Here is a 12,735-nt window from a genome sequence, read left to right as displayed (position 1 = left end):
CCTCATGACTAATGACTAATGACCAATGACCAATGACTAATGACTCATGATATAGTGGACGGTTGCATCGGAATAATAAAATCGAGTCAACAGTCAACAGTCAACATCACCTGACGGTGTAACCGGAAATGATATGACTCGTGACTTCAAACTTGCCCGATGCGTTCTAGAGGCCAAAATCGCACTACAGCGCGGCCGATGATATTCTGCTTAGGTAAAAATCCCCACCTGCTGGAGTCGTTGCTGTTGTTGCGGTTGTCTCCCATCACGAAGTATTGATTCTCAGGGACGCGGTAAGGCCCCCACTGGTATTTAGGACGTTCGGCAATATATTTTTCGACCAGAGGTTGGTCGTTGAGATAAACTAAACCTTTTTTCACAGTCACGGTTTGACCCGGTAAGCCAATTACCCGCTTGATAAATGCTTGGTCTTGGGTAAAACCTTGTTCTTGCAATTTTTCTGGCGGGGCAAATACTACGATGTCCCCAGTTTTTGGAGGTTCGAGGTAGTAAGAGATTTTTTCGACTACGACGCGATCGCCCACGTGGAGAGTTGGTATCATAGAATCTGAGGGGATGTAGCGCGGTTCGGCGACGAACGCTCGAATCACTATTGCTAAACCCAAAGCAATAATCACTATCTGAAGATTTTCTCGCTGAGACTTCCAGGCTTTCTGCCACCACGATTCAGGTAGGTTTCCTGCTACTTCTGTACCCAAATTCTTTTCTTCAGATGTCATGAAAGTCCTCGCTATGTAGTTGCTGCTAATTATCTAATTGCCATTGAAGTATCTCGCTCTAATTAAACGTAAAACTTTGTTTGGGTATTCATAAAGCCGATCGCGGGCGAGCACTCTTGAACCCACTCCTACAGCAACCTAGTTTATCTGTCTTATGTTTTTTGAGACGAAGATACTCCAAAAAGCAAGCGTGCATTCTCTTGATTTTAACTCAGAAAAAAGGTAGAGAATTAAAATTCTCTACCTTTTTTTATGTGAGAAATTTGAGTTTTTGGCGACAGCGAGATTGGTTATTTCCCAACTTAGCTCGCGCCCGCCACTCAATCTTACTCAGCACCTTGGGGTAACAATTCCCGCTTTTGACCTTGCACTACCTTAACAATTCCGTCGTCGCCCACATCCACAAGGGCGATGTCGCCGTCTTTGATGCGGCCAGACAGAATTTCCTCAGCCAAACTATCCTCTAACAACCGCATGATGGCGCGGCGCAGCGGACGAGCTCCGTAACTCGGATTGTACCCTTCTTCTACCAGCCGTTCTTTGAACCGTTCGGTGACTTCCATCGTGATTCCCTGTTCTGTCAAGCGGCCGAACACTTCTTTGAGCATGATCACGGCGATTTCCTTGACTTCTTCCCTGTTCAACTGACGGAAGACGATAATTTCGTCTAGTCGGTTGAGGAATTCTGGACGGAAGTAGTTCTTGAGTTCTTCGTTTACCAAAGAACGGATGCGGTTGTAAGTGGCATCGGCTTGGTTGTCGCTGAACTCGAAACCGAGACCGCCGCCGCCTTTTTCAATCACCTTAGAACCGATGTTTGAAGTCATGATCAGCAGCGTGTTTTTGAAGTCCACGGTGCGGCCTTTGGCATCGGTTAAACGGCCGTCTTCCAATATTTGCAACAGCATATTGAAGACATCGGGGTGGGCTTTTTCGATTTCGTCAAACAACACTACCGTGTAAGGACGGCGGCGGACTGCTTCTGTGAGTTGGCCACCTTCGTTGTAGCCGACGTATCCCGGCGGGGAACCGATCAGTTTGGAGACGGTGTGACGTTCCATGTATTCCGACATATCCAGCCGGATCATCGCGTCTTCGGAACCGAAGAAATAGGCAGCCAGGGCTTTTGTCAGTTCGGTTTTGCCGACGCCTGTGGGCCCGGAGAAGATGAAACTGGCGATCGGGCGATTAGGATTTTTCAAGCCTACCCGGGCGCGGCGGATCGCCTTAGAAACCGCTTTCACAGCTTCTTCCTGACCGATCAAGCGCTGGTGCAAAGTATCTTCCATGTGCAGCAGCTTTTCCGATTCAGATTCGGTGAGTTTGTTCACCGGAACCCCCGTCCAGCTTGCCACAATTTGGGCGATATCTTCTTCGGTAACAACTGGCGATGGGTCGGTTTCCCCGGTGCGGGTCGAGTCAGTTTTTTTAGCTTGGGAAATTGCGCGAATTTCTGCTTTGATCGTCATTTCTCGATCGCGCAATTCTCCTGCTTTGTCAAAGTCTTGAGAACGCACCGCTTCGTCTTTATCTTTCAGGACTTGGCGCAGTTCTTTGTCAAGTTCTTTGGCTGCGGGGGGCAGTTGCGAATTGATCAAACGCACTCTCGAACCTGCTTCGTCTACGAGGTCAATTGCTTTGTCTGGGAGGAAGCGATCAGAAATGTACCGGTCTGAGAGTTTGGCTGCAGCTTCCAGGGCCGTGTCCAAGATTTTCAGTTTGTGGTGCTGTTCGTAGCGTTCCCGCAGGCCGAAGAGAATCTCGATCGTCTCGTCAACAGTCGGTTCGCCCACCATCACCGGCTGGAAGCGCCGTTCTAGGGCTGCGTCGCGCTCGATGTGCTTGCGGTACTCGTCGAGGGTGGTAGCGCCGATACACTGGAGTTCCCCTCTAGCCAAAGCCGGCTTGAGAATGTTAGCTGCATCGATCGCCCCTTCCGCCGCACCCGCACCGATCAAAGTGTGCACTTCGTCAATCACCAAAATCACGTTACCCGCAGTGCGGATTTCGTCCATGATTTTTTTGAGGCGTTCCTCAAATTCGCCCCGGTATTTCGTCCCCGCGACCAACAAACCGATGTCGAGAGTGACGACGCGCTTTTCTTCCAGGATGTCTGGAATATCGTTATTAGCGATGCGCTGGGCTAGCCCTTCGGCGATCGCCGTTTTACCAACTCCCGGTTCGCCAATCAGCACCGGATTATTTTTGGTACGGCGGCCGAGGATTTGAATTACCCGTTCGATTTCTTTTTGCCGTCCCACTACCGGGTCTAGCTTGCCATCGACAGCCATTTGAGTGAGGTTAGCGCCGAATTCGTCGAGGGTTGGAGTTTTAGTGCGCGCGCCGCCGCCCGTCGCTGCGACTTCTGCGGTTTCTCCCAGCATCCGAATCACTTGCGTGCGGACTTTCGACAAATCTACTCCCAGATTTTCTAGGACTCTGGCCGCCACTCCTTCACCTTCGCGGATCAGGCCCAGCAGCAGGTGTTCGGTGCCGATGTAGTTGTGTCCGAGTTGGCGAGCTTCTTCTAGCGACAGTTCCAGAACCCGCTTCGCCCGGGGGGTGAACGGAATTTCGACTGCTACGAAGCCCGAACCGCGCCCGATAATTTTTTCAACTTCAATCCGAGCGTCTTTGAGGTTGACCCCCATTGATTTGAGGACTTTAGCTGCAACCCCGGTTCCTTCCCCGATCAGACCCAGGAGGATCTGTTCTGTCCCTACGAAGTTGTGACCCAGGCGGCGAGCTTCTTCCTGGGCCAACATGATTACTTTTATTGCTTTTTCTGTGAAGCGTTCAAACATGATTTATTCCCATCACCTGCTGCTATGTGCCCGTTTCGAGGTCACGCTCGCACAACGAGCGTTTTTAGTCGAGTGTTAACTCGTACTGCTTATTCTAGCGCGACACTCCCAACCGCTCTGCCGCATTCGGCTGCGGTTGCAGATTCCAGGCTCATGTTGCAGGGTGGCTTTCAACTGGGAAGACCCAAATGGTGGCTGACCTACAACCTCCCCTAGACTGCAAGAAGATTGCTCTTCTCGGTCTGTGCCCAACCTACGACTGACTATGTATTGAGGATTCTAGCATAATCTTTTAGGCAGTTATGTAGTTGAAAATTTGATATTTATCGAAGAGTACGGCTGTTTTTTTACAAAACTTATTGGTTCGATGGGCGATTTGTAACCAAAATCCGCTTCTGAACTGCTGTATTTGTAGGTTTTGGTCAGACTGACGAATTACGGCGGCCTCTGCAAAACCGGGGAGAGGTTAAGCCTAAAATATCCTTGTAGGGAACTGTAGTTGCGAAGCCCACAAACCCTCAATCTTTGCAATCAATTCACCTCCAGCCCAGAGAAAAGTTTGAGTAATCAGGTTTTGCGCTTCAATATTCACGCCACCCAAAATTATGTCCCTTTGTGGATTGAAGTTAACAATGTAGGCGTAATCATTCAAACCATTGGCTGAGTACCAATTGATTGCGCGATCGCCAATATAAAATGCGTTTAGTCTGGCGCTAGGGTTGCCGATTAAAGTATCTACCTCATCACTCAATATCGTGTTAGTGTCTGCACCTTTGAGTAAGTTTAGACCCGTACCACCTTGTAGAACATCGTTTCCAGAACCACCAAAAAACCTATTAGTGCCGTTTCCACCAGTCAGATAATCATTACCCGCATCCCCATAAATGTCATTAGTCCCATCTCCGCCATTAATGATGTCAATTCCCTCCCCGCCGTAGAGGGTGTCATTGCCTAGGCCAGCACCGAGAATATCATTACCGTCATCACCATATATCTGATTATTCCCATCTCCACCATCAACCGTGTCATTTCCAGCCCCGCCGAAGATGATGTCATTACCTATGCCACCAAACACAAGATCGTTGCCGTTACCAACATTATAACTATGGTTGCCGTTGTTGTTGTAATATTTCGCAAAATTCCCACTTAATCTGAATTCGTCGTCTCCGTTAGTCCCATAGATAATTCGGTCATTTATTCCGCCAGCAGCTTTAGCAGCAACCAGAAACAAAGGATTATCTTGAGCATCAACGGGAATCACTCCTTCATGCACTTGAAGAGAGTTAGGAGCATCCCCTTTATAAAAGTTTGGTCGAAATTGATGATCGGCCTGCGTGTCATCCAGACCCAGAGTATTGGTGGCTAAACGAGAATTGCCGGCTGCATCAGTTGTCACCAAATTTGTGTAGGCGGTGATGACACTGCTGTGCTGATCTTTCGCAGTGGTGCCGAAGTCAAAAAGGAAAGATTCCCTGGCAGTTCCAGCTTGAGCTTCATTTCCCGCTACACTACTGATGCCATTAAAACTTCTTCTTGAAGCTGTAGCACCAAAGTCTAAGCGTTCGATTGGGTCTGCAATTCCTCCCTTTTTATCTAATACGTATCCATTTGACAGGTCAGTATCGAAGCCATTAGTTGTATCGTAGGGACTCACGAATCTTGCAGTATTTGATGCTGGGTCAAGGGCCGTAACCGAACCTACTTGACTCCCATAGGTAGTATTGAAAGTGGCGGCAAGTTCGCTGGCAAGGTGAGCACCAAGACTATGACCAATAATATTGAGTGCTGCGGCTGGCATTCCCCACTCCACAAGTTTGTCTCGGACTGCGTTTGCCACTGGAGTAATCCAGGAACCAGACCTGTAAAGGTCTCCCATTCCGATCCCTGCTGTTGCATTATTTGTTGGGGTGCCGCTCACTTGAGTCCAGTCCAGGACTAAAACTGTATCAGTTGGGTTAGCATCATCGATGGCTGCCGCCAGAGTTGCATCAAAAGAATCGCTGGGTGCTGTGAAACCAGGAATCAGCAGCCATACTTTTTCACCGCTCCATTGGTCAGCGGAGGGAATGCCCAAAGGCGCACGGATATTTATTTGACGCTGACTTGGACTAAAAGCATTGTTGGGCGGTCTCTTAGTTTCACCACCTGTCACCAAAAACGGAGTATCGATTATTGCCATCGTTCATTCCTCTCAAGTTATGTTGCTAAAGATGATTAATTGTTTCCCTTTCTCGACTTTCTCCACAAGTGAACTCCACCCAATCCCAAAAAAGCCAACAATGAGGCCAAGGGGGAGGCGTTCTCTGGTACAGCAGTAGGAGGAGATTCGTTAATTTCTAAGGTCACAAGCCCCCCACCTGTAACAGCTCCATCTCGCAAGAAAAACTGAAATATCCCCGGATCTCCAAACATAAATCTGTTATTTCCATCCAAAACTCCACTCTTATTTACCCCAAAAACGTTGAAGCCAAATTGAGTGGGAACTCCGTTCTCAAAAGCCAAAACAGGAGCATCAGGGAAGTTTAAATCATCACTGGCCGTATAGGTGACAGGAGTTAAACCCTCCGCAAAGTCCAGAAATCTAAAATTCAGCGATAGCAGTCCTGGTATAATTCGATCGTTGATGGTCATGGCCTCCTCGCCGACTTTAGTCAGATGTGTATCGTCGTAGGAAAAGTCACCGGTGTAGACACCCGCGAATTTGGGATCGGTGACGTAGGCGACGTCGATGTTGACTTTGATTGTGCCTGTTATTGTAGCTGCCATAGCGGTCGCTCCTCCGAATGTGGATATCAAATATGTCCCCAGGATAGCGGTCAGTCCATATTTTATGTTCATTGGATATTCCTGATTTGACAGGCTTTAGCCACAGCAGTTTGTTTTCGTGTGTAGCAGCAATTAACGAAAACAAAATCTTGGGATACAGATTAAAGCTGACTCGCGGTATTGTAAATCCGTAAATTTACTAGATTTTTTTGCCAAGATAACTAAATACTTTAAAAGTCTAAGTAATTCTATCTACGCCCAGCTTCAAGTTAGGTTGGTAAAAATTAATCTAATTTGCGGGTGGCAAGTATTTTCCTAAAAACCCGGTTTCTGGAGCCTCATGCTCAAAACTCAAAACTCAAAACTATCGATCGCCAAATGCCACTTTTTCTGATGCAGCCGATCGCACATCTCCGCTTTCTCAACCGTCAAATATCGCTGAAATTCCGGTTTTTCCAGGCCGCTGCGCCACATCACCAGAGCATCTTCTCCGGTGTCTTCGTAGTATCGTTTGCGCCGTCCCGCCTCTTTAAAACCAAACTTTTTATACAGGGAAACTGCGGCTAAATTAGAATCCCGTACTTCTAAAGTTGCGCGCTCTAATTGTCTGTCGCAAGCCGATTTTAGCAAAGCCCAAAGCAGAGCTTGTCCCAAACCCTGACGTTGAAACTGAGGATGAATTGCCAACATGATAATGTGAGCTTCTTCTAAAATCGCCCACAAACAACCCACACCGATGAGAGTTGGGGGAATCTGTAGGGGCGGTGGATGGTGCGTGCGGGCCCGGTTTTGAGTTGATTGAGAGTCCGCAGTTTCCCGCAGCCACAAACCCAGTAAATCGCTGTTAGGACTGTCTAACTCGCGCCTGTAGCCTTCGATCGCCCAAATTCCCCCAAAACAAAGTCTATCTAGTTCTACAGCACTAGGCAGGTGTTCTGAGGCGAGATGTTTAATTTCGAGAAAACGCACAAATAGTTTGAGATTTGAGATTTGATAATTACTCACTGGAAGGATGCGGAGCTTACCAGTGTCGCCGTCAGTCAGTCTGCTGTGGGAATGAATCTGGGGCAATTGACACAATTGGTTTCAGTCGATTGTACACTGGATAACACAAGTAAAGATAGTTAGTTATTGCGCGATGGTATTAACTCAATCTATAGGGAAATCTGGACTTCAGTATCTGTCTGAGTCGAAAGAAGCCTTCCAAAGTCGATCGCCCAATCAAGAACTTTTACCGCTGACAGCCAGTGTTAACAGCCGAGACAGGCTGGAAATCGGAGGCTGCGAGGTGACAGCGTTGGTGGAGCAATTTGGCTCGCCGCTCTACATTTTAGACGAAGAAACGCTGCGGGCGGCTTGCACGCAGTACCGAGATGCTTTTAAACGGTACTATCCGGGCTCTTCTCAAGTGCTGTACGCTTCTAAAGCTTGGAGTTGTTTGGCGGTTTGTGCGATCTCCGCTTCCGAAGGTTTAGGTATAGATGTAGTATCAGCCGGAGAAATCCACACTGCACTGCAAGCTGGTGTGAGTCCAGATAAAATCTACTTTCACGGTAACAACAAGTCCCGCGAGGAACTCCAGCTAGCGATCGAAAGCGGCTGCATTACCGTAGCCGACAATTGGCATGATTTAGAGATTCTCGCAGATTTGGGAAAATTGGGTGTCAGCAGCAAAACCGGTGAACCAACACGAGTTATGGTGCGGTTTACTCCCGGAATTGAGTGTCACACTCACGATTACATTAAAACTGGTCAAATCGACAGCAAATTTGGCTTCGATCCGGGTTCGCTCGATGACGTTTTTAAATTCATTAGCCAGCAGCCGTCGCTATGTTGCATAGGAGTGCACGCTCACATCGGCTCTCAGATTTTTGAACTGCAACCCCACGACGATTTAGCCGATGTCATAGTTGAGACCTTGACAAAAGCACTTAGTTATGGATTGCCAGCAACAGAAATTAATATTGGCGGTGGGCTAGGCATTCGCTATACTGAGACGGACGATCCTCCTAGCATTGAAGATTGGGCTCGTACAATTTGCACCGCAGTGGTAGCAGCTTGCGAGCGGCAGCAATTGCCTTTACCTAAATTGCTTTGCGAACCGGGTCGATCGCTCGTCGGTACAGCTTGCGTTACAGCTTACACGGTTGGCTCTAAAAAAGTCATTCCGGGAATGCGGACGTATTTAGCAGTCGATGGAGGGATGTCAGACAATCCGCGTCCCATTACTTACCAATCAGTTTATCGAGTCGTCGCAGCAGGCAAAATGCGTGATTCCTTAACGGAAACAGTGACAATTGCCGGCAAACACTGCGAATCAGGCGATGTTCTGATTAAAGAGGCGAAATTGCCGGAGTGTCGGGCCGGAGATGTCCTCGCGGTTACGGCTACAGGGGCATACAATTACAGTATGTCTTCTAACTACAACCGAGTGCCCCGACCGGCGGCGGTTTTGGTGAGAGATGGGAAAGTTGATACGATTTTAGAGCGGGAAACTTACCAGGATTTGCTGAGGCTTGACCGCCTGCCGGAACGACTCGGAACTCAAAAGTAAGAAGTAAAAAATAAAAAGTAAAAGGTAAGATAATTCATTTTGATTTCTTGATGGTTGTCTTTTAACTTTTTACTTTTGGCTTGTTTAGTCACGCGAGTGGAATAATAACTGTTCATGGTTCACGGGTTCGAGTGCATCACGGTTCGCGGTTCACAGGCGGTAGCGTTCGATGAACCATGAGCAATCAACAATCTGGCTATGATTTTGGCCTCGTTGAGTCCCTATTGATTCAGGCGATCGATATTGGACTGGTATTTACGCTTGCGTATTTGGTGCTCGTCATTGTTGGGGAGCGCCGGACGCTGTGGATGGTACGGGGATTTATTATTTTGATGCTGGCGGCGGCGGTGAGCAACTGGGCTGGATTGAGGTTGTTGCACGTTGCCCTAAACAGCTTGGTGACTGGTTCGGCTGTAGCAATGGCGGTAATATTGCAGTCGGAGTTTCGCCGATTTCTGGAACAATTGGGTCGGGGGGAAATTATGCAATTGTTTGGACGCGATCGCCGACCTACTCCGGAACCGGATAGCGTAATAGATGAAATTGTGGACGCAGTAAAAGAACTTTCGCAAAACCGCACGGGCGCTTTATTAATTGTAGAAACAGATTCTCCGATCGACGATCGGGATTTTTCAGTGCCGGGGGTGAAGCTAAATGCTGAAGTTTCTAAGGAATTGTTGCAGACGATTTTTCAGCCACAAACTTTGCTCCACGACGGGGCTGTTTTGATCCGAGCTTCGCGGATCGTGTCGGCGGGGGTGATTTTGCCTTTGTCCGATCGCAGCGCCTCGCGGCAGTTGGGAACCCGCCACCGGGCGGCGATGGGGATTACCGAACGGGTGCAAGCTTGCGTGTGCGTCGTTGTGTCCGAGGAAACGGGTTCGATTTCTCTGGCGCAGATGGGAAGTTTAAATCGACCTTTGACTAGCAGCAAACTTAAGGAATTGCTCGAAGCAAAGCTGTTTCCGTCGGAGGGAGAAAGAGCTGTGGCTCCAATTCCGATCGGCAATCTCGGACGGCAGATAGGATTGAAGGGAGTGACAGTGTTAAAGCGGATACTGCGCCGTTAGTTGGGTAATCGGGAGAAACCATGAATCAAGGAATTTGCTTGGAAAAGTTGCCGGAGGATCTAGAACAAGAACTACTGCCTAAGCACATAGCAGTGATTATGGATGGCAACGGGCGCTGGGCTAAGAATAAGGGGTTGCCGCGGATTGCTGGGCACCGCAGGGGGGCTAGCGCTTTGAAGGAATTGTTGCGCTGCTGCAAAGATTGGGGAATTCCAGCTTTAACGGCCTATGCTTTTTCGACGGAGAATTGGGGGCGGCCAATTGGGGAGGTGGATTTTTTGATGAGTTTGTTCGAGGGCAAGCTGCGACAAGAATTGCGGGAGATGGTGGACGAGGACGTGCAAATTCAATTTATGGGGAATTTGCAGGCTTTACCGAAGTCTTTGCAGGCCGAAATCGAGCGTTCTGTGACGGCAACGGAGCACAATCGGGGGATTTTGTTTCGGGTGGCGACGAATTATGGGGGCCGCCAGGAGATTGTACAGGCTTGTCGGGCGATCGCCACTCAGGTGCAGGAGGGCAAGTTGCAGCCGGAGGAGATTGATGAGGTTTTATTTAAACGCTATTTGTATACTGCTGATGTTTGCGATCCGGATTTGCTGATCCGGACGAGCGGGGAAATGCGGTTGAGCAATTTTCTGCTGTGGCAAATGGCTTATTCGGAAATTTACATTACTAAGACGTTGTGGCCGGATTTTGACCGATCGGAGTTTCACCACGCTTTGTCTGATTATCAGCAGCGCAGCCGCCGATTTGGCAAAGTCTAGCGGTGTGGGATTTGGGATTTTTTGATTGATTTGTCAGTGTCTAATTAGATGTGGATTCTCAGCTTGATTCGGCATCTAAAATCTCATACAAATTTCACCGATGTCTTGCTCAAAAGCACGATACTACTTTAGATCGTCGATTGGAAGACAAATCTAAAAATCTCAAATCCCCAGTCTAAAATCCAATTACGGCCCTGAGAAAACGGCATCTTCGATGTCGTGACGCGAGAGGGAGTATTTGAACGAGCGCTGAATGTCTTTGCCGTCAGCCCCGGCGTCAACGTAGCGGACTGTGAGTTGGTCGAGATCGAGGGAGAGTTCTGCTTTCCAGGTAGGTCGATCGATCTGCCAGCAGTGGAGTTCTCGCCGGTCTTGTTGGCAGCCGCGGCTTTTTAGCCACTGCTCGATTTCCGGCAGCGGATGGTTGTACAAAGGAGTGTCAGCGGAAGGAAGAGTCATGGAATTTTAGATTTTAGATTTTAGATTTTAGATTTTAGATTTCGGATTGGGGATTTGGGAGGTGAGGCTTTAATTGCCGCGAATTAAGCCGATCGCGATCGCCAGTATCAAACATCCGACCAAGGTAGCTCCCATAATCGACAGGGCGAACATTTCTCCGGGGGACAGAGGGCGATCCGTAGGATCGAGGTAAGCCGAGTTAGAAGTTTTTTGGCCTGGGGAAACCGGAGTATTGAAGCCAGGGGGTGGCCCAATCACGTTCAGGCGAGAATAGCCTATTTTGAGGTCGTAGGCGAGGCGGCGTTCTGGGTTGCTAAGGGTGGCGTAGGCGTTATTTAGCTGCTGAAATTTGGCGGTGGCGACGGAGGGCGGCAGGTCGGTGGTATCGGGATGGTAGAGTTTGCTCAGTTCCCGGTACGCTCGCCGAATTTCGATCGCCGTAGCTGAAGGATGCAGCCCTAACAAGCCGTAATGACTGGAACCCAAGGGGGTTTTTCCTGAGATTTTTTGACTTTTGTCTTTTGCAGTTCCCTCGTTAGGAGTCACCTCAGAGCCTCTAGGCTGGTTATGAATAATTTTCGATCATTTTAGCCTAAAGTTGGGCGTTAATCAACTTCATCGATTGGGGATGTCACTTGCTGTGGGTTTGATATTTCTGACTCGCCGATCGATCTGGCAAGCTGATTTCGCCATAATCTTTTCTCGACATTGCGGATATTTTCTTCATATCTGAGTCGTTCTAAATAAAGTAGCAAATACTTCAATTCATCATCTGTTTCATCGCCCTCAAAGGGATTTACTCGTACCAGATTGCCATAGCTGCGCTCCCACTTTTGAGGCGTATCATCCACTGCAATAATTGATTCTAGAGCATACCCTTTCCTCTTGACTTTTTTGATATTTTTCCGCATATAATACTCAAACCATTCTATATCGTATGCAACCGTGCAGCGATCGCTCGCTCACAGAAACGATAAAGTTTTGGGATTTTCAAAGATGGCTGACACAATTGCGATCGCATAAGACGGGGTTGAAGATGTCCAAACTCCCACCTCAAACCAGTCCAGGCAATTTTTCAAAAAGACATCAATAAACGGTCGTTTGTAAATGTGATATGGCTCCACTAAAAAGTCAGTTTGCCGAGGGAGATATGCTTCGGTAGCATAAATTAAAGTTTCATCAATATCTAGAATCAGTAGTTTTTTGCTATAATCCATAATCAAAAATCGTTCATCACTAAGTCTAGCTCCACTTCCTGTACCGAATTACTTTAAACTATGAATCGCCCGACGAGCGCAAATTTTGCACGTCCTCAACGCTAAGCCCCGTAACTTGGCTGATGGTGGCGTTATCTAGCTGTGAGAGTAATTGTCTGGCGATCGCCAACTTCTCCAATCGCTTTCCTTGTTCGATTCCTTGTTCGATTCCTTCCTCTATTCCTTCCTCTCTTCCTTCCTCTCTTCCTTCTTCTCGTGCTTCCAGAGAAGCCTTAATAATCGCGCCCTGTTGGTCATAAATAAACTGTTCTCTTCTGTCCAAATCTGCCAATTCCTCGCGGCTTAACTTAGCTTGATT

General features: G+C 48.1%; 10 protein-coding genes and 2 pseudogenes. 3 read left to right on the top strand and 9 right to left on the bottom strand.

Going from position 1 to position 12,735, the window contains the following annotated elements; genetic code table 11:
• Window positions 1-146: 146 nt before the first annotated feature.
• The 5 genes from lepB to rimI all read right to left on the bottom strand — a co-directional run bounded on the left by lepB (window position 147) and on the right by rimI (window position 7,279).
• The gene (lepB, locus tag IQ270_RS22750; protein WP_193975474.1) at window positions 147-740 is read right to left on the bottom strand and encodes a signal peptidase I; all 594 of its coding nucleotides are present in this window, start codon (window positions 738-740) and stop codon (window positions 147-149) included.
• 326 nt (window positions 741-1,066) lie between these two features.
• Window positions 1,067-3,544, bottom strand: a complete 2,478-nt coding sequence (locus IQ270_RS22745; protein WP_193975473.1) for an ATP-dependent Clp protease ATP-binding subunit — start codon at window positions 3,542-3,544, stop codon at window positions 1,067-1,069.
• A 472-nt stretch (window positions 3,545-4,016) separates the two neighbouring features.
• Window positions 4,017-5,723: a hypothetical protein gene (locus tag IQ270_RS22740; RefSeq protein WP_193975472.1), complete on the bottom strand. Its 1,707-nt coding sequence runs from the start codon at window positions 5,721-5,723 to the stop codon at window positions 4,017-4,019.
• A gap of 35 nt (window positions 5,724-5,758) precedes the next feature.
• Window positions 5,759-6,310 carry a hypothetical protein gene (locus IQ270_RS22735; RefSeq protein ID WP_193975471.1) on the bottom strand — a complete coding sequence of 184 codons (552 nt, stop codon included), beginning with the start codon at window positions 6,308-6,310 and terminating at the stop codon, window positions 5,759-5,761.
• A gap of 351 nt (window positions 6,311-6,661) precedes the next feature.
• Entirely contained in the window at window positions 6,662-7,279 is a 618-nt protein-coding gene (rimI, locus tag IQ270_RS22730; RefSeq protein WP_193975475.1) for a ribosomal protein S18-alanine N-acetyltransferase, read from the bottom strand.
• A 169-nt stretch (window positions 7,280-7,448) separates the two neighbouring features.
• On the opposite strand from rimI, the gene lysA reads away from it, so the two are divergent.
• From lysA to IQ270_RS22715, 3 genes are all read left to right on the top strand, one after another.
• Complete coding sequence (gene lysA / locus IQ270_RS22725) at window positions 7,449-8,864, top strand: diaminopimelate decarboxylase (protein ID WP_193975470.1); 1,416 nt, start codon at window positions 7,449-7,451, stop codon at window positions 8,862-8,864.
• Window positions 8,865-9,040: 176 nt separating this feature from the next.
• Entirely contained in the window at window positions 9,041-9,934 is an 894-nt protein-coding gene (gene cdaA / locus IQ270_RS22720) for a diadenylate cyclase CdaA (protein ID WP_193975469.1), read from the top strand.
• Window positions 9,935-9,954: 20 nt separating this feature from the next.
• On the top strand, window positions 9,955-10,701 hold the full coding sequence (locus IQ270_RS22715) for an isoprenyl transferase (protein WP_193975468.1): 747 nt from the start codon (window positions 9,955-9,957) through the stop codon (window positions 10,699-10,701).
• A 186-nt stretch (window positions 10,702-10,887) separates the two neighbouring features.
• Here the strand turns inward: IQ270_RS22715 and IQ270_RS22710 are convergent, their stop codons facing one another.
• The 4 genes and pseudogenes from IQ270_RS22710 to IQ270_RS22695 all read right to left on the bottom strand — a co-directional run.
• Window positions 10,888-11,160 carry a DUF3143 domain-containing protein gene (locus IQ270_RS22710; RefSeq protein ID WP_193975467.1) on the bottom strand — a complete coding sequence of 91 codons (273 nt, stop codon included), beginning with the start codon at window positions 11,158-11,160 and terminating at the stop codon, window positions 10,888-10,890.
• A 69-nt stretch (window positions 11,161-11,229) separates the two neighbouring features.
• On the bottom strand, window positions 11,230-11,706 hold the full coding sequence (locus IQ270_RS22705; RefSeq protein ID WP_193975466.1) for a J domain-containing protein: 477 nt from the start codon (window positions 11,704-11,706) through the stop codon (window positions 11,230-11,232).
• A gap of 59 nt (window positions 11,707-11,765) precedes the next feature.
• Window positions 11,766-12,377: pseudogene (locus IQ270_RS22700) on the bottom strand (NIF family HAD-type phosphatase).
• A 58-nt stretch (window positions 12,378-12,435) separates the two neighbouring features.
• Window positions 12,436-12,735: pseudogene (locus IQ270_RS22695) on the bottom strand (transposase); the annotation flags it as partial.

This window comes from Microcoleus sp. LEGE 07076, assembly GCF_015207455.1.
Lineage (GTDB): Bacteria > Cyanobacteriota > Cyanobacteriia > Cyanobacteriales > Microcoleaceae > Microcoleus.
Note: the sequence above shows the minus strand (reverse complement) of the source record. Positions and strands in the feature narration are given on the sequence as shown.